Here is a 24,548-nt window from a genome sequence, read left to right on the forward strand (position 1 = left end):
TAGATCATGAAGGACAAGGTCGTTGTGGTGACCGGTGCGAGCGGCGGGGTCGGCCGGGCGGTCGCCCAGGAGTACGGCGCGCGGGGCGCGTCCGTCGCCCTGATCGCCAGGGGGACGGCCGGACTGGGCTCGGCGGCTGCCGACGTGGGCGCCGCGGGAGGCACCGGGCTGGTCTACGAGGCGGATGTCGCCGACCACCAGCAGGTCAGGCAGGCCGCGGCACGGATCGAACGGGAGCTGGGGCCGATCGACGTCTGGATCAACGTGGCCTTCTCCTCGGTCTTCGCCCCCTTCACCGAGATCAGCCCGGAGGAGTACGAGCGGACGACGCGGGTCACCTACCTCGGCTATGTCTGGGGGACGCGGGTGGCGCTCGACCTGATGCGTCCCAGGGACCGGGGGGTGATCGTCCAGGCCGGGTCGGCGCTCGCCTACCGGGGCATTCCCCTGCAGTCCGCCTACTGCGGGGCCAAGCACGCGATCAAGGGGTTCACCGAGTCGGTCAGGACCGAGCTGATGGGGGAGGACAGCGGGGTCCAGATCACCATGGTGCAGTTGCCCGCGCTGAACACCCCGCAGTTCTCCTGGGTGCTGTCCAGGCTCGGCCGCCATCCGCAGCCCGTCCCCCCGATCTACCAGCCGGAGGTCGCCGCGAGGGCGATCGTCCACGCCGCCGAGCACCCACGGCGGCGGGAGTACTGGGTGGGCGCCTCGACCGCCATGACCATGATCGGCGAGCGTCTGGCCCCCGGGCTGATCGACCGCTACCTGGCCCGCACCGGACGGCAGAGCCAGCAGACCGACTCCCTGGAGCCGACCGGCACGGCCAACCTGTGGCGGCCCGCCGACGAGGAGCGGGACTACGGCGCCCACGGCGCCTTCGACGAGCGGGCCCATTCGCGGAGCTTCCAGGCCTGGCTGTCCCGCAACCGTGGCCTGGCGGCCCTCACCGTGGCCGGTGGGGCCGCCGCCGTCGCGGCCGTGCGCGCGGCGAGGCGCTGAGCCGTACCGGACCGGCTGTCATGGGAGCAGCAGTCCCCAGTAGAGGGCCCACGGGACGAACAGGGCGCCCCCGGTCAGCAGCAGGCCGAGCCGTACCCGCTCACCCCTGTCGAGAGAGGCGCGGGTACGGCGCCAGGCCAGGGCGGTGCGGGCCGCCGCGACGACCGAGACGACCGCGAGGACCTGCAGCGCCAGCCAGACCAGCGGGCGCCCGAGCAGCACGGGCCCCGGGGCGGCCAGCTTGCCGCCGGTCATCACCAGGTAGAACAGGTAGCAGAACGAGCCGAGGACCGAGACGAGCCCTCCCGCGCTGAGCAGCCGCGCCGCCCTGCTCACCGGGGGCCGGGACCCGCCGCGAAGACGCCGCACCAGCGCGACCACCGGATAGGCCGTGAAGGCGACCAGGAACAGCGCCAGGGCCACGAGCTGCGCCGCCGCCGACTCCCACCAGGCGGGCGGATCGACCGGCACCGTGAGGGAGTCCTGAGTCGGGGCGGGACCCGAGGAACGCGTCGTCGGCGGCCTGCCCGCCGCGACCTCGCCGACCCAGGATCCGACCAGGTCGGCGTAGCCGGGGGCCAGCTCGGGCAGCCGGGTGACGCCGCCGTCCGGGGTCAGGTGGGCGGCGTGGTCGGCGCCGGGGACGAAGTGCGCGACGTAGTGCTTGTTGCCGCCCAGCGCCCTGGAGAAGATCGGCGGGCTCTCCTTCGGCGGGGTCAGCAGGTCGTGGGTGCCCCAGATGGCGAGGACCGGCTGACGGATCGAGGCCAGGGGCGGCACCGGGTCGTAGTAGGGCTCGGGGAACAGGCCGCCGTCGGCGATCGTCCGGTAGAGGTTCAGCTCGGCCCGGTCGACCAGTGAGCCCGTGACCCCGGCCTTGCGCAGCCCGGCGGCCACGGCCCAGGTCTGCTGCCGCAGCGGGGGCAGCCCGTTGGCGCCGACGACCACGACGAAGGCGACGTCCCTGGACCGGGAGGCGGCGAGCGGGGCGACCCAGCCGCCCTCGCTGAGCCCCCAGACGCCGACCTTGGCCGGATCGACGCCCGGCTGGACGCGCAGCGCCGCCACGGCGCCGAGCGCGTCGTCGGCGAGCTGCGAGTAGGACCGCTGGAAGAGCGAGTATCCCGTCGCCCGCTTGTCGTAGATCAGCACGGCCATGCCCCTGCGGGCGAACTCCACGGCCTCACCCAGCAGCTTCGTGCGCGGCACCCCCGTGCCCGCGCCGTGCACCAGGACGACACCGGGCCGCCCGGCGGTGGCTTCATTGGCGGCTTCGGCGGCTTTGGTGAGGACCGTGCCGTGCATGGCGAGTCCCCCCTCGCCGTGGAAGTCCACCTCCGCGGCCTTCAGGTCGGAGGGCACACCCGGGGGCGTGCCGGAGGAGGCAGAGACGGGGGGTACGGCGAGCAGGCCGAGGGCCGCCACCGCCAGGAGGATTCTTCGCATATGCCGAACATACTTTGCAGAGACTTCTCTGCAAAGAGTTCTCTGCAAATATCCTTCTGCGGGAGTAGACTGATCATCGTGAAGGATGAGGAGCCGTCGATGCTCGACCCGGCCAGGCTCAAGGCACTGGCCCATCCCATGCGGCGGCTCATGCTGCGCCACCTCAGCGTGCACGGCCCCGCGACCTCGACCACGCTCGGCGAACTGCTCGACGCCAAGACGGGCACGACCAGCTACCACCTGCGCCAGTTGGAGAAGGCGGGCTTCGTCGAGGAGATCCCGGAGCGCTCGACCGGAAGGGAGCGCTGGTGGCGCAGGACCCGGGCGCTCAGGGACATGCGGCCCCCGACGCCCGGTCAGCTCGCCCCCGAGGACCGTCCCGTGCTGACCGAGTTCCACCGGATGGGGCTTGAGGAGGACCGCGAGCTGTTCGAGCGCTTCCCCGCCGCCTACCTGCGCGACCCCCGATGGGCCAAGGCGTCGCGCGGCCTCGGCAGGATGACGGAGGAGGAGTTCGAGGAGTTCTTCGAGGCCTACATCGCGTTGCTGATGAGATACAACCGGACGCCCGAGGAGGCCCCGCCGGGGGCGCGTCCGATGTTCGTCCGGCTGTTCGCCATGCCCGCGGACGAGGAGTGAGCCCGGCCGGGCGCATGCCGTACGTTCCCCGCTGCCCCCACTCTCAGGGGCAACGGGGAGGGTCAGACGGGCTATCCGCCGATGGCGCGGTGCACGCTCCTGCTGGTCGAGCGGTCGAGGGCGGCCTTGACCACGCCGAAGATGGCTCCCTGCACGGCAGCCGCGACCAGGACCTCGCCCCAGCCGTACTCGTCGGAGGTCGCCTGGGGCGCCTCGTCCGTGCCCGCGACGAGCTTCCACACCTGCTTGAAGACGGCACCCGCGATGGCACCGCCGATCATTCCGCTCACGACGCCCGCACCTCGGGCAACGATCTTGCTCACCGTTCACGCTCCGTTCGCTCTGTCCGGAAGGTCCGGGAAGTCCGGGAAGTCCGGGAAAAGGACGCCTGAGCGCCCCCGTCGCGATCGGACGGGGGCGCGGGGGGCCGTGTCACACGACCGGCGGGTCGTCGTAGGGACGCTCCTGGTAGACGCGGCGGTGGGTCACCGGGTCCTCCTCGACCACGGTGGTGGTCGGCGCGACCGCCCTGCGGGCGAACCTGACCCGGTAGATCGCGAACAGCAGCCACACGAGGCCGCCGAGCATCAGGACGACCCCGACGACGTTGATGTCGAGTCCCGCGATGTCGAACTCGACCGCCCAGGTGAGGATGGCGCCGAGCATGATGAGGATGATGCCACCTGCGATGGTCATGGGGGTTCCCTCCTTCGAGCCAACGCCCCATCCCCTATCCCCCACGCGAATCTCAAACGTCCGCATCGCCGTACAGAACGGGAAAACAGCGACGGCCGCCCTCTCCGAGGAGAGAGCGGCCGTCGCGGACAGGGCTTCTACGGTACGGCGGGCAGGACGGCTCCCTTGTAGGTGTCCTGGATGTACTTCTTCACCTCGGGCCCCTGGAGCAGTTCGGCGAGCTTCTTGATCCTCGGGTCGCCGACCTTCGCGGGGACGGTGACCAGGCCGTTGGCGTAGGGGTTGTCGTCGCCCTTCTCCAGGACCAGCGAGTCGGTCGCGGGCTGGAGCCCGGCTTCGAGGGCGTAGTTGCCGTTGATGACCGCGGCGTCAACGTCCTGGAGCGAGCGGGGAAGCTGGGCGGCCTCAAGGGGCTTGAACTGCAGTTCCTTGGGGTTGCCCGCCACGTCGCGCTCGGTGGCCTTGACGCCCACGCCCTCCTTGAGGGTGATCACCCCGTTGTCGGCCAGGAGCTTGAGCGCGCGGCCCAGGTTGCTCGCGTCGTTGGGCAGCGCGACCTGGGCGCCCTTGGCCAGCTTGGTGACGTCGTCGATCTTCTTGGAGTACAGCCCGAGCGGCTCGATGTGGACCGGGGCCACCCAGCTCAGCGTGATGCCCTTGCCCTTGGAGAACTCCTCAAGGTAGGGGATGTGCTGGAAGTAGTTGGCGTCGAGCCGTCCCTCGTCGAGCTGGACGTTCGGCTGGACGTAGTCGGTGAACTCGACGATCTCCAGGTTCAGCCCGGCCTTGGCGGCGAGGCTGTCCTTGACGAATTTCAGGATCTGACCGTGGGGCACGGGGTTCACGCCGACCTTGAGCGGCGCGTCGGTCTTCGGTGACGATCCGCCGTCCGGTGTGGCCGCGGACGTGGTCGCCTGCGTTCCGCCGCACGCGGTGAGGGTCCCGGCCAGGATCAACCCCGCCACGACTCCCAGCAATCTGCGCATACTTCCCCCATATCCCAGTATGTTTAGTAGGAAATATGGCACAGCGGAGGTCCGCCGACAACCCGATCACCTGTCGACGGACAACGCGGTCACTTGCCGACGAGCGCCATCATCTGCTTGATCTGCGCGTCGCGCGAGGCCTGGATGCGGTTCGCCAGCGCCTTGGTCTCGGCGTTCTGGCCCGCCATCAGCTCCACCTTGGTCATCTGGATGGCGTCGTCCTGCTGGGAGATCAGGGCGTTGAGGAGGCGTTTCTCGAACTCGGCGTCGGGGGTCTTCGAGATCATCTTGATCTGGGCGTCGCTCAGCCCGTGGCCGCCGTGGCTTGAGTGCGCGCCCGCGGGGGCGGCCGTGGGACGCTTCCAGCCCTTCAGCCAGCCGGTCATCATCGTCACCTCCGCCTCCTGGGTGATGGCGATGGCCGCGGCCAGCATCTTGACGTCGCCGCTGATCTTCCTGTCGGCTGCCAGCCGTGCCAGCTTCGCTCCCTGGGCGTTGTGCGGCAGCATCATCTGCAGGAACATCACGTCGGCCGGATTGAAGTCCGGGCCCGCGACGAGTCCGGGGGCCGCGCTCGCGGGGGCTCCGACCGTCAACTGGCCACCGCCCTGTAACTCCTGGAGGCTGTGTGAGCCACAGCCCGTGAGGAGAACAGCGCTCAGCACGAGCGGAACGGCGCGTTTCATCATGGGAACTCCTGATTGGGGGGTGCCCAGGTGGGGCGGCGGCGACCGCCCCACCCGGCAGGATCAGGCACGGTCAGAGAAGGTCAGACCCGCTGCCACAGAGAGGGGACGTTCGGCGGCTCCCAGCCCGGCAGCGCGGTGTGCGACTGCAGGCAGCGGTAGGTCGAGCCACCGTAGGTCACGGTCTTGCCCGCGGTGTAGGCCGTACCCGCCGCCCAGGCGCTTCCCGGCTGCGTCGGCGTCACCGTCGGCGTGACCGTGGGGGTCACCGTGGGAGTCACAGTGGGGGTGACGGTCGGCGTGACGGTGGGGGTCACCGTGGGCGTGACGGTCGGGGTGACCGTCGGCGTCACGGTCGGGGTGGGCGTCGGGGTGCTTCCACCGCCGAAGTCCACGTCCGAGCAGGTGTAGAAGGCCTCGTTGCTGTACAGGACGCGCTGCCAGATCGAGTAGATGAGCTGGCGGCCCGTGCGCTGCGGGATGTCGATCGTCCACTTGGTGAACGTGGTGGGGTTCTGGTTGTTGAACGTCTTGAGGGGCTCCAGGTCCGACCACTTCAGCGGCTTGGTGGGGTCCCAGCTCTGCTTGGTGATGTAGAACTCGAAGTTGCTCCCGCCGTGGGGGGCCGTGGCGTGGTAGGTGATCTCCAGCGGTCCGGGAGAGACCTTCGTCGCGGGCCAGTCGGCCCGGGGAAGGTCGAGGCCGCGATACTTCTCACGCCCCGCGCTGCAGAGCTTGCCGTCCGGGATGAGCGCGCGGTGGTTGCCGCCGGCCTCCAGCAGGGAGACCTCGTTCCAGTCGTAGATGGCCTGGGTCCCGCCGGCCGCGATGGCCGCCTTGCAGGCCTCGGACTTGGGTGTCTCCGGCCCCTCGTTCTTGCAGAGGTAGACGCGGCTCGGCGGGTTCGACATGCTGCCGTGCGCGTCGGCCGCGGTCGCCGGAACCAGTGCGAGCACGGTTCCCAGGGTCAGTGCGGCGGCACCGGCTGCCGCCTTGTGTCGCAGGTGCACGTGGACTCCTCCTGAAGGGGGGGATGGAGGTAGGACATGTCCAACGGCCGACGGATAGCACGTTATTAGCAAGAAACCTTACTAAAAATTCCTTCCACGCGGCTAGGTCACGTGGGTATTCACCCTGTCACCAGCACGACCTTGCCCCGGCCGTGCCGTCCCTCGACCTCCCGGTGGGCGTCCGCGGCCCGGTCGAGGGGGTAGGCCACGCGCACCGGGAAGTCCAGCTCCCCCCTGGCGTAGAGGTCGGCCAGCTCGGCGAGCCTGGAGGCCAGGCGCACCCCCCTGGTCGTCTGGACGCCGAGGCTCTCCGCCTTCTCGTGCTCGACCAGCGTGACGATCCGCTCCCCCGGCACCAGGCTCAGGGAGACGTCGAGGGCGTCACCGCCCGCGCCGTCCAGGACGAGGTCGACGCCCTCGGGGGCCAGCTTCCGCACCCGGTCGAGCAGGCCCTCGCCGTAGGCGACTGGGACGGCGCCGAGGGAGCGCAGGTAGTCGTGGTTCTCCTCCCGCGCGGTGCCGATCACCGTCGTGGCGCCCCACAGCCTGGCGAGCTGCACCGCGGCGGTGCCGACCGCGCCCGCGGCGGCGTGGACCAGGACGGTGTGCCCCGGTGCGACGCCGAGTTGCCTGAGGGCGATGTGGGCGGTCTGCGTCCCCGCGGTGAAGCCGCCCGCCACCTCCCAGGGCATGTTCTCCGGCTTGGCCGTGACGTTCTCCGCCGGGACGACGACGTATTCGGCGTAGGAGTTCAGCAGGTTGAACCCCAGCACCTCGTCACCCACGGCGACCTCGCTCACGTCGGGACCCACCTGGTCCACGACGCCGGAGAACTCGTTGCCCGGCACCCTGGGCAGGTCCGCCGGGGCCCCCGGCGGGAGCCAGCCCTGCCGTACGGCCACATCGAACGGCTGCACGCCCGCGGCCCGCACCTTCACCCGCACCTGACCCGGCCCGGCCTCGGGGGTCGGCAGCTCGACCACCTTGAGCACCTCGGGTCCGCCAAACTCGGTGACAACAGCGGCTCTCATCACGTCACTCCTCAGTCGTTCACTCGCCGGTGTGGACCTCCAATCTGCAATCTCAACCAACGTTCAGGTCAACCTGTCACGCGTCGCGGAGGCCGTCGAAGAGGTCGTCCTCGCGCTCGGCGCCGCCCACCCGGTCGAAGTGACGGACGAACGCCTCGTAGCCCAGTGCCCGGTGCTGGATCTCCTCGGGCATGCGCAGCAGGAAAATGTTCTCCCCCTGGCTGGCGTGCGCCCGCAGGGCCTTGCGCTTGCGTTCGACGTACGGCGCGACGTCGACGACGGTGGTGATGAGCTCCTCCGGGGTGCCGAAGTCGTCGGGAAGCTCCTCCACCTCGTCCCCGGCGCCGATCGAGCGGAGATAGGCGAACAGCTCGGCGATCCGCTCCCTGGGCACCGCGGTGTAGTAGAGCTTGTCCGGGATGCCGGTCGCCTCGGCCGCGGCCAGGGCGATGCGGTTGGCCTGGATGTGGTCGGGATGGCCGTAGTTGCCGTTCTCGTCGTAGGTGACCACGACCTGCGGCCGGTAGTGCTCCATCAACGCGGCGAGCCTGCCGACGGCCTCCTCGAAGGGCACGTTGGCGAAGGCGTCGCGCGCCTGGTTGCCCTCCCAGCCGACCATGCCCGAGTCGCGGTAGCCGAGCAGCTCGACGTGGGCGATCCCGAGGTGGGTCACCGAGTCGTTCAGCTCCTCAAGGCGCAGCGCGCTGACGGCCGCCTCGTCGTGCCCCGGGTCACCCGGCTTCACCCCGCCGGGGCCGTCGCCCTGCTCGCCGTTGGTGCAGGTGACCAGGACGGTGCGGATGCCCTCCTCGGCATATCTGGCGAAGATCCCGCCCGTCCCCAGAACCTCGTCGTCAGGGTGGGCGTGGACGGCCATCAGCGTCAGTTCGCGTTTCATGGATGCAGACCTCTCCGTAGGGGAGGGCCGGACGGCCCCGCCCACTCTACGGCGGCTCCCGCGGCGGCGCGGCGGGAGCCGGAAGCGGCACACACCCGTCCTTACCGGGCCGTTCAGTCGTGCAGGAGACACAGGACGTGCCCGCCGGTGACGGCGTCCCCCACCCCCATGTCGAGCTGGGCGACGGTGCCCGCCTTGTGGGCGAAGAGCGGCTGCTCCATCTTCATCGCCTCAAGCACGACGATGAGGTCCCCGGTGGCGACCTGGTCGCCGTTGTCCACCGCGACCTTGACGATCGTGCCCTGCATGGGGCTGGTCACGGCGTCCGCGCCGCCCGCCGTACCGGACCTGGCCGTCTGCCTGCGGGGGCGGCGGGACGCGGCGGGGGCCTGCGCGGCGTGGGCGGGGGCCGCGCCGCCGAAGCCGGGCGGGACCACGACCTCGACGCGGCGGCCGTCCACCTCGACCACGACGGACTCGCCCCTGGCCGGGGGCGTCGCGGCGGCGGGGATCTCCGGGTACGGCTCGACGCCGCCGCGGAACTCCGTCTCGATCCACTGGGTGTGGACCGCGAAGACGCCCTCCTTGGCCTGGAAGGCCGGGTCCTCGACCACGACCCGGTGGAAGGACAGCGTGGTCGGCAGCCCCTCGACCGTGAACTCGGCCAGCGCGCGCCGGGCCCGCTCCAGCGCCTGGGCGCGGTCGGCGCCGGTGACGACGAGCTTGGCCAGCAGCGAGTCAAAGGCCCGCCAGAGCACCGAGCCGTTCTCCGCCCCCGAGTCCAGGCGCACGCCGGGGCCCGTGGGGGGCCGCCAGGCGGTGATGGTGCCCGGGGTCGGCAGGAAGTTGCGGCCCGGGTCCTCGCCGTTGAGCCGGAACTCGATGGAGTGCCCGCGCACCGGCGGGTCGTCGTAGCCGAGCGCCTCCCCCCTGGCGATGCGGAACTGCTCGCGCACCAGGTCGAGGCCGGTGACCTCCTCGCTGACCGGGTGCTCGACCTGAAGGCGGGTGTTGACCTCAAGGAAGGAGATCATGCCGTCGCTGCCGACCAGGAACTCGCAGGTGCCCGCGCCGACGTAGCCCGCCTCGCGCAGGATGGCCTTGGACGCCTCGTACAGCACCCGGTTCTGCTCGTCGGTGAGGAACGGCGCCGGGGCCTCCTCCACGAGTTTCTGGTGCCTGCGCTGCAGCGAGCAGTCACGGGTGGAGACCACGACCACGTTGCCGTGGGTGTCGGCGAGACACTGCGTCTCCACGTGCCGGGGCCGGTCGAGATAGCGCTCGGCGAAGCACTCGCCCCTGCCGAAGGCCGCGACCGCCTCCCGGACCGCGGACTCGTACAGCTCGGGGATCTCGTCGAGGGTCCTGGCGACCTTCAGGCCACGGCCGCCACCGCCGAAGGCCGCCTTGATGGCGACCGGCAGGCCGTACCGCCCGGCGAACTCGACAAGCTCGTCGGGGCCGTCGACCGGGCCGTCGGTGCCGGGGGCGAGCGGGGCGCCCGCGGCCAGGGCGATCCTGCGGGCCGAGACCTTGTCGCCGAGGTCGTCGATCACCTTGGGCGGCGGCCCGATCCAGGTCAGCCCGGCGTCGATCACGGCCTGGGCGAAGGCGGCGTTCTCCGCGAGGAACCCCCATCCGGGGTGTACGGCGTCGGCCCCCGACCTGACGGCGGCCTCGACCACCTTCCCGATGTCCAGGTAGCTCTCCGCCGCGGTCTCCCCGCCGAGCGCGAACGCCTCGTCGGCGAGCGCGACGTGGAGGGCGTCCCTGTCGGGGTCGGCGTAGACGGCCACGCTGCCGATCCCCTCGTCGCGGCAGGCCCGCGCGACCCGGACCGCGACCTCCCCGCGGTTGGCTATCAGAACCTTGCGCACTGGCTCAGCCTCTCCGCGCCGTCTGCGACGGCACTGTCGTTGACGGCCCACGGTGGTGGACGGGGCCCGCTATCCAGAACGGCCGCCTGGCGGGCGGGCGCCTCGCGACCTCCGCCTGTCGCCGGGACAGCAGGAACGCGACGACCACGGCGGCGAGCTCCTCGTCGGAGGGCCCGCCGCGCACGACCAGCAGCGGATCATCGGAACTCATCGCGTCGCCCATCACATCGGGGGGTTGCCGTGCTTGCGCTGCGGCAGGTTCGCGCTCTTGCCCCTGAGCATGGCCAGCGACCTGGCCAGGACCCTCCTGGTCTCGCGGGGGTCGATGACGTCGTCCACCAGGCCGCGCTCGACGGCGTAGTAGGGGTGCATGAGCTGGTCGCGGTACTCGGCGATCCGCTCGGCGCGCCTGACCGCGGGGTCGGGCGCGGCGGCGATGTCCTTGCGGAAGATCACGTTGGCCGCCCCGTCGGCGCCCATGACCGCGATCTCGTTGCTCGGCCAGGCGAAGGACAGGTCGGCGCCGATGGAGCGGGAGTCCATCACGATGTAGGCGCCGCCGTACGCCTTGCGCACGATGACCTGGATGCGCGGGACCGTGGCCGCGCAGTAGGCGTAGAGCAGCTTGGCGCCGTGCCTGATGACGCCGCCGTGTTCCTGGTCGGTGCCGGGCAGGAAGCCGGGCACGTCCACGAACGTCACGATCGGAATGTTGAAGGCATCGCAGAACTGGACGAACCTGGCGGCCTTCTCCGAGGAGGAGATGTCGAGCACGCCCGCGAACGACATCGGCTGGTTGGCGACGACGCCGACGACGTGTCCCCCGATGCGGCCGAGACCGCAGACGATGTTCGCTGCCCAGCCCTCGTGGAGTTCGACCAGCTCCCCGTGGTCCACCACCTCGGCGATGACGTCGCGCATGTCGTAGGGCCGGTTCGGGTCGGCCGGGACGATGTCGAGCAGCGCCTCGCAGAGCCGTTCCTCGGGGTCGTCCGGCAGGGTCTCCGGCGGGAACTCGTGGTTGCTCGCGGGCAGCATCGAGACCAGGTGGCGCACGTCCTCAAGGCAGGAGATCTCGTCGTCGCTGACGAAGGTCGCCACCCCGCTCATGGTGCCGTGGACCCCCGCGCCGCCCAGCTCGTCGTGGGTGACCTTCTCCCCGGTGACCGCCTCGACGACATCGGGGCCGGTGACGAACATCTGGGCGGTGTCGCGGACCATGAACACGAAGTCGGTGAGCGCCGGGGAGTAGGCGGCCCCGCCCGCGCACGGCCCCATGATCACGCTGATCTGCGGGATCACGCCCGAGGCGCGGACGCTGCGCTGGAAGATCCCCCCGTAGCCCGCCAAGCCCGTGACCCCCTCCTGGATGCGGGCCCCGGCGCCGTCGTTGAGCCCGATGAGCGGGGCGCCCGCGGCGTAGGCCATGTCCATGATCTTGTGGATCTTCTGGGCGTGCGCCTCCCCCAGCGACCCGCCGAAGATGCGGAAGTCGTGCGCGTAGACGAACACGGTCCGGCCCTCGATGGTCCCCCACCCGGTGACCACGCCGTCGCCGTACGGCCGCCTGGCCTCCATCCCGAAGCCGCTCGCCCGGTGCCGCCGCAGCCCCTCGACCTCGGTGAAGGAGCCGTCGTCGAGGAGCAGCCCGAGGCGCTCCCTGACCGTCATCTTGCCCCGGGCGTGCTGCTGCCTGGTCGCCTCGTCCCCCGGACCGATCCGGACGCTCTCCTGGATCCTGGCGAGCTCCTCGGTGTACGCGCGCATGGATCGCGTCGCGGTCTCGACCTTTCGTTCTTCGACCGCCGTCATATCCGTTTACCCTTCCCACTGGATTCAGATCTGTAAATTCTGACCATTCAATGGGGGGCAGAGGAAGGCTTCTTCCCCGTAGGTGGTATTCGCCTATTCCTTAGGAGGCATGGCCGGGCGGCACGGTCGGTGGTCTGATCGTCGCATATGCCTTTTACGAGGGGACAGCACCTGTGAAGATTGACTTTCACGGAATCACCGTGCCACCGGACGTATACGGGGACAGGGCGGCACGGGCCGAGGAACTCGGATACGACTCGGTGTGGATGTCAGAGACGCAGCACGACCCGTTCGTCGGGCTGACCGCCGCGGCGCTGAAGACCGAGCGCGTCGCCGTCCGCACCGGGCTGGCCGTCGTGTTCGCCAGGAACCCGATGACGACCGCGATGCTCGCCAACGACCTGCAGCTGGTCTCCAGGGGGCGCTTCGCCCTCGGTATCGGCTCGCAGCTCCAGACACACATCACCAAGCGGTTCAGCATGCCGTGGTCGAAGCCCGCGCCCCGCATGCGGGAGTACATCCTCGCGCTGCGCGCCATCTGGAAGTGCTTCGCCACCGACGGCAGGATCCGGTTCCGCGGCGAGTTCTACCGGCACACGGTGATGAGCCCCTTCTTCAATCCCGGCCCCAACCCCTACGGCGAGCCGCCCATCCTGGTGGCCGGGGTCGGCCCGATGATGACGCAGCTCGCCGGGGAGCTGGCCGACGGCTTCCTGGCCCACATCATCTCCACCCGGCGCCTGCTTGAGGGGGTGACGATCCCGGCGCTGCGCGCGGCGCGGGAGGGCGCGGGCAAGTCGATGGACGGCTTCGAGCTGCACGCGACCCCGATCGTGGCCACCGGCAACACCGAGGAGGAGCTGCGCGCCGCCGTACGGCAGGCCAAGGAGTCCATCGCCTACTACGCCTCCATCCCCAGCTACGCCCCGGTCCTTGAGCTGGAGGGGCTCGGCGGCCTGAAGGACGAGCTGTACCGCCTGGCGGGCGCGGGCCGCGCGGCGGAGATGGTCGACGCGATCGACGACACCATCCTTGAGACGTTCGCCATCGTGGGCGAGCCCAAGGAGGCGGCGGCCAAGATCTGGGAGCGCTTCGGCGGCCTGGCCACCAGCATCGCCTTCTTCCAGGCGGGCGACCTGCCTCCGGAGGCGCTGCAGCCACTGCACGAGGAGCTGCGCCACCTCGTCCGCTCCGACCTTCCGTAGCGCGCGAACGAACGGGCCGGGCCACCTTTTCCAAGGTGGCCCGGCCCGTTTCATGCCCTGACATGCACAACGCACATGCCGTACGGCATGCGGAAAGCGGCGCCGGGTGGGGATGAGGACCCGGCGCCGCTTGTCCGAGGGTTCGACCGCGTCAGCGGCCGTTCACGGAGAAGGCGTAGAAGGTGGTGCTGCCCTTGCCCGGGATGAAGCGGTTGTTGTAACCGTTGCCCCAGAAGACCGTGCCGTCCACGATGGCCGGTCCGGCGTTGGAGGAGCCCTCACCGAGGTAGTCCCACAGGATGCGCCCGGTGGCGCCGTTGATGGCGTACATGTGGCCGCTCATCGAACCGGCGTACATGACCCCGTTGGCGGTCGTGACCGCGCCCATGGTCTCGGCGTTCGACGGGTCGGCGATCTGCCAGAGGATCTTGCCGGTCTTCACGTCGAGGGCGGCGAAGATGCCGTTGGTCGTGGTCTGCCCGTTGGGCAGGGTGTAGGGGACGTGGCTGGTGTTGGCGTTGCTGACGTAGAAGCGCTTGCCGTCGGTGGCGCTGCCCCACTCGATGCCGCCGTGCACGCCGCCGGGGCCGACCTGCGTCTTCCAGATGGTCTTGCCGGTGCGGGCGTCGAGCAGCCAGTAGGCGCCGCTCTTCTGCCCGGCGCCGATGACCAGGCGGGGAAGGCCGAGCGGACCGGGGATGGTCAGCAGGTGGCCGCCCTCGGCGAAGTCGTAGTCGCCGCCGTGGTTGGGCGGGCAGTTCTGGTGCGGGAAGTTCGGCTCACAGGCGACAGTCCAGGCGTCGAACACGATGTCGCCCGCCTGCCACTTGATGTCGCCGGTGCGCAGGTCGAGGGCGAGCAACTGGTCGATGTGGTTGTCCTTCGGCTGGCACTCGGTCGCGGGCTTGCCCGCGCTCTGGCAGTCGCTCACGGTCTTGGGGACCGAGAGGTTCTGGCCGGTGCCGACGACGACCGTTCGGTTGATCGGGTCGATCATGGGGCTGGTGCTCCACACGCCGCCGCCGCTGAAGCCGCCGATCTGGCCGCCGTTGTCGGGGACCGTGTACTTCTTCCACAGCACCTTGCCGGTCTTCGCCTCGATCGCGGAGACGCTGCCGCGGAAGGTGCAGCACAGGTAGCCGGGCAGGCCGGCGACCGCCGCCTCCTTGGAGGAGACGCCCTGGTAGAGGACGCCGTTGTGGAGCGTGGGAGAGCCGGTGACCACGGCGGCGAAGTGCTCGTCGAGCGTGGTCTTCCAGATCAGGTCGCCGGTGGCGGCGTCGACGGCGAGCAGGTGGGCGCCCTGGCCGCCCTGCGGGCCGTTCTGGTCGCCGACGTAGATGCGCCCGTCGACCACCGTCGGGCTCGCCCTGACGATGCCGCCCTGGATGCCGTTCCAGTCGGAGACCTTGCGCGACCAGATGACCGCGCCGGTCTTGGCGTTGAGCTTGGAGAAGTAGCCGCCCCAGTCGGGGATGTAGACCGCGCCGTCGACCACGGCCGGGATGGCCGAGGTGTCGCCGTGCGCGGTGAAGGTCCACTTGACGGCGAGCTTGTCGGCGTTGGAGGTGCCGATCTTGTGCTCGAAGGGGTTGGACTTCGAGTTGAGGGTGTCGTGGCCGCCCATCGGCCAGTCGGCGGGCGAGGGCAGTTTCGGGAAGGTCAGCGCCTGTGAGGGCGCGGCGCCCTGGGCCTGCGCGGCGGGCACGAGGCCGCCCATCGCCAGCAGGAGCGCGCTCACCCCGACGGCGGCGCGCGTCAGCATCTTGCCGGGCAGCTTCACGACGAGACCTCCTGTCGGTCGATCGCCGCGCCCGCGTCCGCGGGGTTGGCGTACTCGGGGGTGAACTGGCCGATCTGGCGCAGCAGGGTGAGCTCGTCGCGGGCTCCCCAGTGCTCGACCGCCTTGCCGTCTGCGACGCGGTAGAAGTGCAGGTGCTGCACCTTGACCTGGGCGCCGGTCGGCGCGAGGCCGAGGAAGTCACCGGTGTGCTTGCCGCTGAAGGTCACCCGGCAGGCGAACTTGTCGCCCTCGGAGATGAAGTCGTCGACCTGCCACGTCGCCTCGGAGAAGGCGTTGCGCATGTAGCGGGCCGTCGTCAGGTAGCCCTCGGGACCGCCCGCGACGCCCGGCGAGGCCTCGTGGTCGACGAAGTCGGGGGCGATGTAGCGCTGGGCCGCCTCCTCGTCCAGCTCACCGAACACACGGGCGATGCCAATGGCGATCTCGATGATCTCCTCGGTGGCGGTCGGTGGTGCCTCCGCCAGAGGGGCCAGCATCTTCTCAACCTCGTCCGGCATGTTTCGCCTTTCTCACAGTCGGGGGGTCTAGTAGCCGAGTCCGGAGCCGCCGCTGATGGGCAGCAGCGCGCCGGTGATGAAGCTGGCCTCGTCGCTGGCCAGGAAACGCACCGCGGGGGCGACCTCCTCGGGCCGTCCTGAACGGCGCAGCGCCGTGATGCTGTGCAGGTACGCGCGGTGCTGCTCGGAGAGCCCCGCCACCATGTCGGTCTCGACGAGACCGGGCATCACCACGTTCACGGTGATCTTCCTGGGACCGAGTTCCCAGGCCAGGGAGCGGGCGAAGCCCGCCATGGCGGCCTTGGAGGCCGAGTAGTTGGTCACGCCGGGCGAGCCCCAGAAGGCCGTAGTCGAGCCGACGAGGATGATCCGTCCCCAGCGGGCCTTGACCATGTCCGTCACCGCGCACCGCGCCGCGCGGACCGCGCCCATGAGGTTGGTGTCGATGACGTCGGCGAAGTCCTTCTCCGACATGGCCATGAACAGGTTATCCCTGGTGGTCCCGGCGTTGGCGACCAGGACCTGGACCGCGCCCTGCTGTGCCTTGACCTCCTCGAAGGCCGCCTCGACCGACGCGCTGTCGGTCACGTCGCACCGCACGCCGAACAGTCCCTCCGGCGGCTCCCCCGAGCGGTAGGTGACGGCGACCTTGTCCCCGGCCTCCTCGAAGGCCCGCGCGATGGCCAGGCCGATGCCCCGGTTGCCCCCGGTGACCAGTACGGAACGGCTCATTTGAGCTTCACACTCCCAACTGCTCGTTCAGAGCCTTGATTGCTGTCTGCGCGTCGGTGAAGTGGATGGCGCGCCACCCGGCCGCCTCGGCCCCGTCGCAGTTCTTCGCGAGGTCGTCGACGAACAGGGACTGGGCCGCCGGGATGCCGGAGCGCTCGACCGCGAGGTCGAAGATCTCCCTGGCCGGTTTGCGGTGGCCGACCTCGAAGGACAGGACGACGTCGTCGAAGAGGCCCTCGGGGTTGAGCATGCGGCGCCAGTGCGCGTCCCAGGCGGGGACCATGTTGGACAGCAGCCCGACGAACAGTCCCTCCGACCTGAGCTCCCGCAGCCGGTCCGCCCACTCTTTGTTGAGCTCCCTGCCGTCGAACCAGGCGTCGGCGAGGGTCGTCATGTGCATGTCGATGCCGTGGTCGTCGCGCAGCAGCTCCCCGATCTGGGCGAGCCACTCCTGCTCGGTGACCAGCGGGGTGTCGATGGGCAGCATCACGTCGTCGGTGCCGTACGACGCGGTGACCTTGAGGATCGCGTCGATCAGCGGCTCCTGGGCGACGCCCTGCCGTTCGCAGAAGACGGCAAGGGTGTGGCTGATGGGTGGCGTCAGCACGCCGCCGAAGTCGGTCCACACGGCCAGGACGGGTTGGGTCATCGGGGCACCATCACCATGGTCGATTCGGCGATCGTGATCGCCTCCTGAATGAAGGCGACGTTCACCGTGACGGTGCCGTCGCCCGCGTCCGTACGGGTCGCCGCGGCCAGCACCGGCTGGTCCAGCTCCGCGAACCGCCCGAAGGACCCGGAGACCGTGGCAGGCCAGGCGGCGACGTCGCCGAGCGCGACGAGGGCGAGCTGGCGGGCCGCCTCGGTCAGGGTCATGGCGGGCAGGTGGTCGTAGTCGTGGTCGAAGATCGCGCGGTTGCCGTACCTCGGCGTCACCCTGGCGCTCACCGCGGAGGGGCCCCGCTCGACCTGCGAGAGCACCACGTTCATCGGGCTGACCCTGCCGACCGTGTACGGCTCAGCCTGGCCGGAGGCGGGTACGTCCTCCAGGTCCCCGGTCAGGGGGGCGGGGGTGCCGCGCAGCACCGTGCGCAGCGCCTCGTGCTCGGCGTGCGTGACGATCTGCACTTCCATGGTGTGCGTGCCGACCGGGACGTCGCCGATGTACAGGTCCTGGCGGACGGCGCCCTTGCGCACCCTGCCCGCCCTGACGCGCAGGGTCTCGAAGTGGTTGTCGATCCGCAGCTCACCCGGCCTGCGCCCGGTCCGCAGCGCGGCGGGGTCGGGCAGGTCGAGCGAGAAGGTGTTGACCATCATCGTGGTGTCCGGCGGGAGCCCGAGGAGATGGGCGCCCGCGATACCGGCCTGCCTGCCCGCCTCCAGGATGAGCAGCGGATCGAAGTGGGCAGGTCGCGCCAGATGGTCGCTGTAGTAGCCGTGACTGAGCGGAAGCTGTGCCGCGGCCAGGAAGCGGGACTCGCCCGCCGGGACCAGGTCGGTTACGAAGACCTCCGCGACGGAGGCCCTGTGGACCAGGCGGCGTTCCACCGTACGGCCGAAGCTGAGCTCCCGTGGGGAGATCAGGTCCCCGGTCGTCATCCGTACCTCCACAAAATGCCGGAACAATTCGTGGATCACTGTGGCACGGCCCGATGAAATTCAAATAAAAGTGACATAAAAATGCACCCGCATACCACTTTCGATCCGACGCCTTGCCCCTTATATCCGCATCCCCCTAATGTCACTTGGCAGCGGTGATCCGCATTCACGAAAGGAATCCATAATGACTCTGGACGTTCTGCAGGAAAAGATCCGCGGCATCATCTCCCAGGAGCTCGAACTGGAGGACGGCGAGCTCACCGCCGAGGGCCACTTCATCGACGAATACGACGCCGACTCGCTCTCGCTCATCACGATCCTCGCGAGGATCGAGAAAGAGCTCGGGATCGTGGTGCCGCAGGACGAGCTGCCGAACATGCCCAACCTCCAGGGCGTCTTCGACGTCGTGGGGACCATCAACAGCCGGGAGTCCCAGGGTGTCTGAACACCGCCGGGTGGTCATCACCGGCCTCGGGGCGGTGAGCAGCATAGGCATCGGGGTCGAGAACTTCATCGAGGGCATCCGCGAGGGGCGCAGTGGCGCCTCGAAGATCGCGAGCTTCGACGCCGGCAACTTCCCGTACACCACGGCCGGTGAGGTCCACGACTTCCAGCCCGAGACGATCCTGGAGAGGATCGACGTCGAGCGCTGGGGGCGCAGCAGCCTGTTCTCGGCGGCCGCCGCGCGGCTTGCCGTACAGGACGCGAAGCTTGACCCGGAGCTGCTGTCCGCCTCGCGGGCCGGGTCCATCATGGGGACCACGGCGGGCGAGGCGCAGGTGCTCCAGGCCGCGGTCGAGCAGTGGGTGACGGACGGGCTGAACGAGGTGGACGGGCGGCTGGCCGCCATGACGCCGGTCAGCCAGATCGCCAACTCCGTCAACCACGAGCTGCGGCTGACCGGTGACGCCCAGACCATCCCCACGGCGTGCTCGGCGAGCAACATGGCGCTCGGCTACGCCTACGACCTGGTGCGCACCGGCGAGGCCGACTTCATGCTGGCCGGCGGGGCGGACGCGGTCAACCGGGCCTGCCACGCCGGGTTCTACCGGCTCGGCGCGCTGGCCGAGGACCTGTCGCGGCCGTTCGACCTCAACCGCTCCGGCATCCTCACCGGGGAGGGCGGCGCGGTCCTGCTGCTCGAACCGCTGGACCACGCCGTGGCCAGGGGTGCCACGATCTACGCCGAGGTGCTGGGCTACGGCGTGAACTGCGACGCCCGGCACATGGTCAACCCGGACGCGCCGAGCATCGCCGAGTGCATCCGCATCGCCCACCGCTACGCGGGCGTCAAGCCGGAGCAGATCGACTACATCTGCGCGCACGGCACCGGAACGCCGACCAACGACTACACCGAGGTCAGCGCGGTCCGCGAGGTGTTCGGCGAGCGGATCCCGCCGATCAGCTCCATCAAGTCGATGATCGGGCACACGATGGGCGCGGCCAGCGCCTTCGGCGCGATCGTCTGCGGCAAGGCTCTGCAGGACGGGTTCCTGCCGCCGACCGCGAACCTGGACAAGCTCGACCCGGCGCTCGGCGAAGGGCTCGACGTGGTCCCGGGCAAGGCCCGTACGGCCACGCCGAACATCGTGCAGAACCAGGGTCTCGCGTTCGGCGGGAACAACGTCGTTACGATCTTCGGGAGGGTGGCGTGACGACGACCGTCGCCGTCAGACCTTTGACGATCACGGCCTGCGGGGTCGTCTCACCCGCGGGCCTCGGCCTGGACGTGCTCGGCGGCGCGCTGCGCTCCGGCGTCGAGGAGCACGCCGCGCCGGTGAGCGGATTCGAGGACGTGGTCGACGGCTATCCGCCGCGCCCCGCGTGGGCGGTGCCCGACCTCAGGGTGGCCGAGCACCTGGGCCGCAAGGGGCTGCGGCACATCGACCGCTTCACCCTGCTCGGCCTCATCGCGTGCAAGCTCGCCCTCGACGAGTACGGCAGGCCCCTCACCGACGCCGAGCGCGCCGAGACCGGGGTGGTCATGGCCACCAACACCGGCAGCCTCGTCAGCATGCTGGAGGTGGGCCGCGACACCCTGCTCCAGGAGAAGCCCTACCTCGTCAACCCCGCCAGGTTCCCCAACGTCGTCACCAACGCCTGCACCGGCCAGATCGCGATCCGCAACTCCCTCACCGGGGTGAACGTGGTCATGTCGGGCGGGCAGGCGGCGGGGCTGGCCGCGGTGCGCTTCGCGCGCACCACGATCGGCGACGGGCGCTCACGCAGGCTCCTGGTCGGCGGCATCGAGGAGCTGTCGGAGGTGGCGGCCTGGGGCTGGCACAAGTCCGGCGCGCTGCGTGACGACGCCGCCGTCGGCGAGGGGGCCGCGGCCTTCCTGGTCGAGGACGGCGAGACCGTCGCCGCCGAGGGCCGTACGGGTCTGGCCGAGCTGCTCGGCTGCGAGGTCGGCTACTACGGGGCCAGGGACGCCGAGGGCCGCCTCGACGGGCTGCGCTCCGGCATCGAGCGGGCGCTCGACCGCAGCGGGCTCTCCCCCGGCGAGGTGGACGTCGTCGCGGTCGGCGCGACCGGCCAGCTCGGCGTCGAGGAGATCGAGGAGCGGGCGCTGCAGGAGGTGCTCGGCCGTCCTGTGCCCACGGTCAGGGTGGCCGAGACGCTCGGCGAGCTGTACAGCGCGAGCGTCCCCCTGCAGATCGCCGCGGTCCTGGCGCTGTGGCGCGCCGAGCCCGCCGACCACGCCCGCGTCGCGCTGGTGACCTCCATCGGGGGCGACGGCAACGCGGGCTGCCTGGTGGTGCGCGAATGCCGATGAACGAGGGGTGCGTCGGCAAGGTCTACCCGCCGACCGCGCCCTACGAGGTCGGCAGGGAGAAGATCAAGGAGTTCGCCGCCGCCGTCCGGGAGGGCAACGCCGCCTGCTGGGACACCGAGGCGGCGCGGGCCCTCGGCTATCCGGACATCATCGCCCCGCCCAGCTTCCCCATGGTGCTGACCCTGGAGGCCGAGCACGACGCCGTGCACGACCCCGAGCTGGGCGCGGCCAACCAGAACCGCTTCGTCCACCGCGAGCAGCGCTTCGCCTACAACAGGCCCATCCACGCCGGGGACGTGCTGACCGTGACGGTACGGCTCGCGGGCGTGGACTCGGTCGGCGGCAACGACGTCGTCACCTACGAGAGCACGCTCAAGGCGGCCGACGGCGAGCACGTGTGCACCGGCAGGTCGACGTTCGTCATCTTCAACCAGGAGGGCGGTGACGTCCCGTGACGGTCGAGACGGCCGCGCGGCCCCGCTACGAGGACATCGAGCCGGGTTTCCGGCTGCCGGGCCGTACGTTCCGGGTGGAGCGCAAGGATCTCGTCAGGTACGGCGGCGCCGCCTGCGACTACAACGTCATCCACTGGGACGACAGGACGGCGGTGGCGATGGGGCTGCCGAGTCCCATCGCGCACGGCATGTTCACCATGGGCCTGGCGCTGGGCGTGCTGACGGACTGGGCGGGTGACGCCGGGGCGGTCGTCGACTTCGGCGGCCGCTTCCCCAGGCTCGTCCCGGTGCCCAACGACGGGGTCGGGGTCGAGCTGACGGTCGAGGCCACGGTCATGGAGAAGCTGGAGCCGCCCAGGCTCAGGCTCAGCGTGGCCGTACGGCTCGGCGGAAGCGACGGCGGCAAGGTGCTCACCATGCCGAAGACCATCGTGGCGCTGCGGTAGTGCCCGCCTCCTGTCCCGTGAAGGGAGAGGAGGCGGGGGCTCACCCGGCGGCGGCCAGGATCTCGTGGTGGAGCCGCTGGAGCTCCGCGGACGGTTCCAGGCCGAGCTCCTCGTGCAGGACCCTGCGCAGGTCGCGGAAGGCGAGCAGTGCCTCGCCCCTGCGGCCCGACAGGTGCAGCGCCTCGATGAGGCGGGCGTGGAACCACTCGTTGAGCAGGTTGCTCGCCACCAGGCCGCGCAGATCAGGGATCAGCTCGCGGTGCAGGCCCAGACGCATGTCCGCCTCGACGGACAGCTCCATGGCCCGCATCCGCTTCTCCTCAAGGTGGGCGACGTGACGGGTCAGGACGGGACCGAGCGGGACGTTGGTCAGTGGCGCCCCCCGCCACATGCCCAGCGCCTCGCGCAGCAGGTGTGCCGCCTCCGCCGTACGGCCCGCGACCAGGGCGGTCCTGCCGTCGGCGACCAGCCGCTGGAAGTGACGGACGTCCACCTGGTCCTCCGTCACCCGGAGCTGGTAACCGGTCGGCTCGGTGGTCAGCAGGTCGGCGAGCCCCGGTTCGCCGCTCTCCTTGGCCATCATCTGGCGCAGGTGGTAGACGTGCGTGCGGATCGTCGCGACCACGGTCCTCGGCGGCGCCCCGTCCCACAGCTCCTCGGCCAGGGTGTCGATGTCGACGACCTGTCCGGGTCTGAGCAGCAGCAACGCGAGCAGCCTGCGGACCTTGGGCCCGCGCGGGACCCAGACCCCCTGTCGGGTCCGCAGTTCGAAGGAGCCGAGGATGGAAAAGTTGATCATGTTCTCTCCCCCCCAGGAAAATGACCTGACGCAGGAGAGTCTGCATATGTCACAGCAAATAGTGATACTGCGCTAAAGACACATCAGGTGTCTCCAAAGAGACATAGCGCCCCCTGAGCAGCAGGTGGGACGTGTCCAGCCCCTCCGGCGTGATTTACGTCTCCCTCCCGAAACCACCCTCAAGTCGAGGAGGTCGAGGTGCCGCTGAATCCGGCCTTCGCCGGCCGGGTCTACCCGGCCACCGCTCCCTACCTGGTCGGCCGCGAGAAGATCCGCGAGTTCGCCGCCGCGATCGGCGACACGAGCTGCGACACAGACGACGACCCGGCCGCTCCCCCGACCTTCGCCATCGCGCTCACCCTGCGCGCGGAGGTCGAGGTCGTCAGCGACCCCGAGCTGGGGCTCGACCTGACGCGTCTGCTCCACCGCGAGCAGCGCTTCGAGCACCGGCGCCCCATCACGGACGGCGACGAGCTGACCGTGACGGTCACCATCAGCGAGGTCGGCCGCGTCGGCGGAACCGACATGGTCACCCTCACCAGCGAGTTGCACACCGTGGCGGGCGAGCACGTCTGCACCACCACCTCGACACTGATTGCGCAGGGCGATGACTGAACCGCGGCCCCAATATGACGCCGTCACGCCGGGGACCGCGCTTCCCCGGCTGACGCACGTGATCCGCAGGGGCGACCTGGTGCGCTACGCGGGCGCCTCCGGCGACCTCAACCCCATCCACTGGAGCGAGCGCGCCGCGACCGGGGCGGGCCTGCCCACGATCATCGCGCACGGCATGCTCACCATGGGCGTGGCCATGCGGCTGGTCAGCGACTGGGCGGGGCGCCGGGCCGTACTGGAGTGCGGAGGCCGTTTCGCCAGGCCCGTCGTCGTCCCCGACGACGAGGAGGGCGTCGAGCTCGTCGTGGACGGCGTGGTCGCCGAGAAACTGGACGGCTCCCGGGTGCGGATCGACCTGACCGTCCGCTGCGGCGGCGAGAAGGTCCTGGCCCGTCCCCGCGCCGTCGTCACGCTCAACTGACCCAGACAACAGAGAGGAACTCCGCGATGCCGACCTTCGTGGGCGCCTACTCCTGGACCGAGGTTCCCGCGACGGGGATCACGGTCATCGAGGCGGGCGCGGTCACCGGCACCTTCACCGACATCGTCAACCCGTTCCACCTGGCCCTGTCCCCGTCGGGACGGACCCTGTACGCCGCGAGCAACGCCCCGGAGGGCCGGGTGTTCGCGCTGACGGTCGGGGACGACGGGTCGCTGACCCCGCTGAACGACCAGTCGGCCGAGGGCGCGGGGACGATCCACCTCCTCGTCCACGCCGGGCACGTCTACGCGACCAACCACGACTCCGGGGAGGTCGTGGTCTTCCCGGTCAACGACGACGAGAGCCTCGGCCCGGTGCGGCAGTCCGTCAAGCACCTGGGCTCCGGCCCCAACGAGCTGAGCCAGCTCGGCCCGCACCCGCACGTGACGGTCCCCGACCCGACCGGCACGCGCGTGCTCGTGCCGGACAAGGGCAACGACCAGTTGTACGTCTACCGCCTCGAAGAGGGGCTGCTGGTCCCGCACAGCCAGGTGCACCTCGGCGCGGGCAACGGCCCCCGGCACCTGGTCTTCCACCCGGACGGCACCCACCTCTACGTGGTCAACGAGCTGGTCTCCACGGTCACGGTCTGCGGCTACGACCCCTCGACGGGCGCCCTGTGGACGGTCGGCTCGGCCCCCACGCTCCCCGAGGGCGAGGACGGCTGGAACGCCCCCTCCGCGATCGTCCTTTCTGCGGACGCCCGGTTCCTCTACGTCGCCAACCGAGGCCACGAGAGCCTCACCGTGCTGCGGGTGGACAAGGACGGCGAACACCTCGAACCGGTGCAGAACCTCAGGTTCTCCGAGGAGGCGTTCAGCACGATGCCGTGGGACCTGGTGCTCGACCCGTCGGGCACGGTGCTGCACCTGGCCAACCAGGCGGCGGGGGCGGTCATCGCCCTGACCGTCGATCCCGGGACCGGCCTGCTCTCCGCCGAGGGCGCCCCGACCGTCGAGGTCCCCGGCGCCGCCTGCCTGCTCCCTCTCTAAAGCGAAGCCGTACAACAACACAGGCACCGGACCGATCGCGGTCCGGTGCCTGTTTGTTTTCGTA

28 protein-coding genes are annotated in these 24,548 nt (G+C 70.3%); 11 read left to right on the plus strand and 17 right to left on the minus strand.

Annotated features, from left to right (window positions below; all coding sequences use genetic code 11):
• The first annotated feature begins 6 nt into the window (after positions 1–6).
• Positions 7–1,002 (plus strand): SDR family oxidoreductase, encoded by a 996-nt coding sequence (locus tag FHS44_RS27620; RefSeq protein ID WP_184719847.1) that lies wholly within the window; start codon positions 7–9, stop codon positions 1,000–1,002.
• A gap of 18 nt (positions 1,003–1,020) precedes the next feature.
• Here FHS44_RS27620 and FHS44_RS27625 read toward each other — a convergent pair whose 3' ends face one another.
• Positions 1,021–2,448 (minus strand): alpha/beta hydrolase, encoded by a 1,428-nt coding sequence (locus FHS44_RS27625; RefSeq protein WP_184719849.1) that lies wholly within the window; start codon positions 2,446–2,448, stop codon positions 1,021–1,023.
• 78 nt (positions 2,449–2,526) lie between these two features.
• Between FHS44_RS27625 and FHS44_RS27630 the strand changes: the two genes are divergently transcribed.
• The gene (locus FHS44_RS27630) at positions 2,527–3,087 is read left to right on the plus strand and encodes an ArsR/SmtB family transcription factor (protein WP_312863838.1); all 561 of its coding nucleotides are present in this window, start codon (positions 2,527–2,529) and stop codon (positions 3,085–3,087) included.
• 71 nt (positions 3,088–3,158) lie between these two features.
• Here the strand turns inward: FHS44_RS27630 and FHS44_RS27635 are convergent, their stop codons facing one another.
• From FHS44_RS27635 to FHS44_RS27680, 10 genes are all read right to left on the minus strand, one after another.
• Complete coding sequence (locus FHS44_RS27635) at positions 3,159–3,410, minus strand: DUF4235 domain-containing protein (protein ID WP_184719851.1); 252 nt, start codon at positions 3,408–3,410, stop codon at positions 3,159–3,161.
• A gap of 109 nt (positions 3,411–3,519) precedes the next feature.
• Complete coding sequence (locus tag FHS44_RS27640) at positions 3,520–3,783, minus strand: DUF6458 family protein (RefSeq protein ID WP_184719853.1); 264 nt, start codon at positions 3,781–3,783, stop codon at positions 3,520–3,522.
• Positions 3,784–3,920: 137 nt separating this feature from the next.
• The gene (locus tag FHS44_RS27645; protein ID WP_184719855.1) at positions 3,921–4,769 is read right to left on the minus strand and encodes a MetQ/NlpA family ABC transporter substrate-binding protein; all 849 of its coding nucleotides are present in this window, start codon (positions 4,767–4,769) and stop codon (positions 3,921–3,923) included.
• Between the two features lie 89 nt (positions 4,770–4,858).
• A complete protein-coding gene (locus tag FHS44_RS27650) occupies positions 4,859–5,458 on the minus strand; it encodes a DUF305 domain-containing protein (RefSeq protein WP_184719857.1) in 600 nt (199 codons plus the stop codon).
• Between the two features lie 80 nt (positions 5,459–5,538).
• Entirely contained in the window at positions 5,539–6,465 is a 927-nt protein-coding gene (locus FHS44_RS27655; RefSeq protein ID WP_221461395.1) for a lytic polysaccharide monooxygenase, read from the minus strand.
• A gap of 119 nt (positions 6,466–6,584) precedes the next feature.
• Positions 6,585–7,496: an NADP-dependent oxidoreductase gene (locus tag FHS44_RS27660; protein WP_184719859.1), complete on the minus strand. Its 912-nt coding sequence runs from the start codon at positions 7,494–7,496 to the stop codon at positions 6,585–6,587.
• A 76-nt stretch (positions 7,497–7,572) separates the two neighbouring features.
• The gene (locus tag FHS44_RS27665; protein WP_184719861.1) at positions 7,573–8,394 is read right to left on the minus strand and encodes a PIG-L family deacetylase; all 822 of its coding nucleotides are present in this window, start codon (positions 8,392–8,394) and stop codon (positions 7,573–7,575) included.
• A 113-nt stretch (positions 8,395–8,507) separates the two neighbouring features.
• On the minus strand, positions 8,508–10,271 hold the full coding sequence (locus FHS44_RS27670; RefSeq protein ID WP_184719863.1) for an ATP-binding protein: 1,764 nt from the start codon (positions 10,269–10,271) through the stop codon (positions 8,508–8,510).
• 4 nt (positions 10,272–10,275) lie between these two features.
• Complete coding sequence (locus tag FHS44_RS27675; protein ID WP_184719865.1) at positions 10,276–10,482, minus strand: acyl-CoA carboxylase epsilon subunit; 207 nt, start codon at positions 10,480–10,482, stop codon at positions 10,276–10,278.
• An 11-nt stretch (positions 10,483–10,493) separates the two neighbouring features.
• Entirely contained in the window at positions 10,494–12,038 is a 1,545-nt protein-coding gene (locus tag FHS44_RS27680; protein ID WP_376771618.1) for an acyl-CoA carboxylase subunit beta, read from the minus strand.
• Positions 12,039–12,283: 245 nt separating this feature from the next.
• Here FHS44_RS27680 and FHS44_RS27685 point away from each other — a divergent pair, with 245 nt between their 5' ends.
• Positions 12,284–13,288, plus strand: a complete 1,005-nt coding sequence (locus FHS44_RS27685) for a TIGR03617 family F420-dependent LLM class oxidoreductase (protein WP_221461396.1) — start codon at positions 12,284–12,286, stop codon at positions 13,286–13,288.
• A gap of 151 nt (positions 13,289–13,439) precedes the next feature.
• On the opposite strand, the gene FHS44_RS27690 is transcribed toward FHS44_RS27685, so the two are convergent.
• Genes FHS44_RS27690 through FHS44_RS27710 form a run of 5 tightly spaced genes read right to left on the minus strand, consistent with a single transcriptional unit; the run spans position 13,440 to position 17,920 of the window.
• The gene (locus tag FHS44_RS27690; RefSeq protein ID WP_184719871.1) at positions 13,440–15,071 is read right to left on the minus strand and encodes an outer membrane protein assembly factor BamB family protein; all 1,632 of its coding nucleotides are present in this window, start codon (positions 15,069–15,071) and stop codon (positions 13,440–13,442) included.
• The gene (locus FHS44_RS27695) at positions 15,068–15,589 is read right to left on the minus strand and encodes an ester cyclase (protein WP_221461397.1); all 522 of its coding nucleotides are present in this window, start codon (positions 15,587–15,589) and stop codon (positions 15,068–15,070) included. Before FHS44_RS27695 ends, FHS44_RS27690 begins: the two co-directional genes overlap by 4 nt.
• 27 nt (positions 15,590–15,616) lie before the next feature.
• Entirely contained in the window at positions 15,617–16,321 is a 705-nt protein-coding gene (gene fabG, locus FHS44_RS27700) for a 3-oxoacyl-ACP reductase FabG (protein WP_184719873.1), read from the minus strand.
• Positions 16,322–16,328: 7 nt separating this feature from the next.
• Positions 16,329–16,970: an HAD family hydrolase gene (locus FHS44_RS27705; protein ID WP_184719875.1), complete on the minus strand. Its 642-nt coding sequence runs from the start codon at positions 16,968–16,970 to the stop codon at positions 16,329–16,331.
• Positions 16,967–17,920 carry an AfsA-related hotdog domain-containing protein gene (locus FHS44_RS27710; RefSeq protein ID WP_184719877.1) on the minus strand — a complete coding sequence of 318 codons (954 nt, stop codon included), beginning with the start codon at positions 17,918–17,920 and terminating at the stop codon, positions 16,967–16,969. Before FHS44_RS27710 ends, FHS44_RS27705 begins: the two co-directional genes overlap by 4 nt.
• A gap of 184 nt (positions 17,921–18,104) precedes the next feature.
• Between FHS44_RS27710 and FHS44_RS27715 the strand changes: the two genes are divergently transcribed.
• Genes FHS44_RS27715 through FHS44_RS27735 form a run of 5 tightly spaced genes read left to right on the plus strand, consistent with a single transcriptional unit; the run spans position 18,105 to position 21,597 of the window.
• Entirely contained in the window at positions 18,105–18,365 is a 261-nt protein-coding gene (locus FHS44_RS27715; RefSeq protein WP_184719879.1) for an acyl carrier protein, read from the plus strand.
• Complete coding sequence (locus FHS44_RS42450) at positions 18,358–19,575, plus strand: beta-ketoacyl-[acyl-carrier-protein] synthase family protein (protein WP_184719881.1); 1,218 nt, start codon at positions 18,358–18,360, stop codon at positions 19,573–19,575. Before FHS44_RS27715 ends, FHS44_RS42450 begins: the two co-directional genes overlap by 8 nt.
• Positions 19,572–20,696, plus strand: coding sequence for a beta-ketoacyl synthase N-terminal-like domain-containing protein (locus tag FHS44_RS27725; RefSeq protein WP_184719883.1), 1,125 nt, complete (start codon positions 19,572–19,574; stop codon positions 20,694–20,696). Before FHS44_RS42450 ends, FHS44_RS27725 begins: the two co-directional genes overlap by 4 nt.
• The gene (locus FHS44_RS27730; protein WP_184719885.1) at positions 20,687–21,151 is read left to right on the plus strand and encodes an FAS1-like dehydratase domain-containing protein; all 465 of its coding nucleotides are present in this window, start codon (positions 20,687–20,689) and stop codon (positions 21,149–21,151) included. Before FHS44_RS27725 ends, FHS44_RS27730 begins: the two co-directional genes overlap by 10 nt.
• The gene (locus FHS44_RS27735; RefSeq protein WP_184719887.1) at positions 21,148–21,597 is read left to right on the plus strand and encodes a MaoC/PaaZ C-terminal domain-containing protein; all 450 of its coding nucleotides are present in this window, start codon (positions 21,148–21,150) and stop codon (positions 21,595–21,597) included. Before FHS44_RS27730 ends, FHS44_RS27735 begins: the two co-directional genes overlap by 4 nt.
• Before the next feature lie 40 nt (positions 21,598–21,637).
• On the opposite strand, the gene FHS44_RS27740 is transcribed toward FHS44_RS27735, so the two are convergent.
• A complete protein-coding gene (locus tag FHS44_RS27740) occupies positions 21,638–22,396 on the minus strand; it encodes an AfsR/SARP family transcriptional regulator (RefSeq protein WP_184719889.1) in 759 nt (252 codons plus the stop codon).
• A 198-nt stretch (positions 22,397–22,594) separates the two neighbouring features.
• Between FHS44_RS27740 and FHS44_RS27745 the strand changes: the two genes are divergently transcribed.
• From FHS44_RS27745 to FHS44_RS27755, 3 genes are read left to right on the plus strand one after another with little or no spacing between them, the layout of a single operon-like run.
• Positions 22,595–23,011, plus strand: a complete 417-nt coding sequence (locus FHS44_RS27745; protein ID WP_184719890.1) for an FAS1-like dehydratase domain-containing protein — start codon at positions 22,595–22,597, stop codon at positions 23,009–23,011.
• Positions 23,004–23,432, plus strand: coding sequence for a MaoC/PaaZ C-terminal domain-containing protein (locus FHS44_RS27750; RefSeq protein ID WP_184719892.1), 429 nt, complete (start codon positions 23,004–23,006; stop codon positions 23,430–23,432). The genes FHS44_RS27745 and FHS44_RS27750 overlap by 8 nt, the downstream gene beginning before the upstream one ends.
• A gap of 26 nt (positions 23,433–23,458) precedes the next feature.
• Positions 23,459–24,484 carry a lactonase family protein gene (locus FHS44_RS27755; RefSeq protein ID WP_184719894.1) on the plus strand — a complete coding sequence of 342 codons (1,026 nt, stop codon included), beginning with the start codon at positions 23,459–23,461 and terminating at the stop codon, positions 24,482–24,484.
• The last annotated feature ends 64 nt before the right edge of the window (positions 24,485–24,548 follow it).

The sequence above is a fragment of the Streptosporangium saharense genome (genome assembly GCF_014203715.1).
GTDB classification, from domain to species: domain Bacteria; phylum Actinomycetota; class Actinomycetes; order Streptosporangiales; family Streptosporangiaceae; genus Streptosporangium; species Streptosporangium saharense.

What these genes read in the sequence shown, in the direction of transcription:
- FHS44_RS27620 (WP_184719847.1), top strand. Translation starts at nt 7, where the DNA reads ATGAAGGACAAGGTCGTTGTGGTGACCGGTGCGAGCGGCGGGGTCGGC.
- FHS44_RS27625 (WP_184719849.1), bottom strand. Translation starts at nt 2,448, where the DNA reads ATGCGAAGAATCCTCCTGGCGGTGGCGGCCCTCGGCCTGCTCGCCGTA.
- FHS44_RS27640 (WP_184719853.1), bottom strand. Translation starts at nt 3,783, where the DNA reads ATGACCATCGCAGGTGGCATCATCCTCATCATGCTCGGCGCCATCCTC.
- FHS44_RS27645 (WP_184719855.1), bottom strand. Translation starts at nt 4,769, where the DNA reads ATGCGCAGATTGCTGGGAGTCGTGGCGGGGTTGATCCTGGCCGGGACC.
- FHS44_RS27650 (WP_184719857.1), bottom strand. Translation starts at nt 5,458, where the DNA reads ATGATGAAACGCGCCGTTCCGCTCGTGCTGAGCGCTGTTCTCCTCACG.
- FHS44_RS27660 (WP_184719859.1), bottom strand. Translation starts at nt 7,496, where the DNA reads ATGAGAGCCGCTGTTGTCACCGAGTTTGGCGGACCCGAGGTGCTCAAG.
- FHS44_RS27665 (WP_184719861.1), bottom strand. Translation starts at nt 8,394, where the DNA reads ATGAAACGCGAACTGACGCTGATGGCCGTCCACGCCCACCCTGACGAC.
- FHS44_RS27675 (WP_184719865.1), bottom strand. Translation starts at nt 10,482, where the DNA reads ATGAGTTCCGATGATCCGCTGCTGGTCGTGCGCGGCGGGCCCTCCGAC.
- FHS44_RS27680 (WP_376771618.1), bottom strand. Translation starts at nt 12,038, where the DNA reads ATGCGCGCGTACACCGAGGAGCTCGCCAGGATCCAGGAGAGCGTCCGG.
- FHS44_RS27695 (WP_221461397.1), bottom strand. Translation starts at nt 15,589, where the DNA reads ATGCCGGACGAGGTTGAGAAGATGCTGGCCCCTCTGGCGGAGGCACCA.
- fabG (WP_184719873.1), bottom strand. Translation starts at nt 16,321, where the DNA reads ATGAGCCGTTCCGTACTGGTCACCGGGGGCAACCGGGGCATCGGCCTG.
- FHS44_RS27705 (WP_184719875.1), bottom strand. Translation starts at nt 16,970, where the DNA reads ATGACCCAACCCGTCCTGGCCGTGTGGACCGACTTCGGCGGCGTGCTG.
- FHS44_RS27710 (WP_184719877.1), bottom strand. Translation starts at nt 17,920, where the DNA reads ATGACGACCGGGGACCTGATCTCCCCACGGGAGCTCAGCTTCGGCCGT.
- FHS44_RS27715 (WP_184719879.1), top strand. Translation starts at nt 18,105, where the DNA reads ATGACTCTGGACGTTCTGCAGGAAAAGATCCGCGGCATCATCTCCCAG.
- FHS44_RS27730 (WP_184719885.1), top strand. Translation starts at nt 20,687, where the DNA reads ATGCCGATGAACGAGGGGTGCGTCGGCAAGGTCTACCCGCCGACCGCG.
- FHS44_RS27740 (WP_184719889.1), bottom strand. Translation starts at nt 22,396, where the DNA reads ATGATCAACTTTTCCATCCTCGGCTCCTTCGAACTGCGGACCCGACAG.
- FHS44_RS27750 (WP_184719892.1), top strand. Translation starts at nt 23,004, where the DNA reads ATGACTGAACCGCGGCCCCAATATGACGCCGTCACGCCGGGGACCGCG.
- FHS44_RS27755 (WP_184719894.1), top strand. Translation starts at nt 23,459, where the DNA reads ATGCCGACCTTCGTGGGCGCCTACTCCTGGACCGAGGTTCCCGCGACG.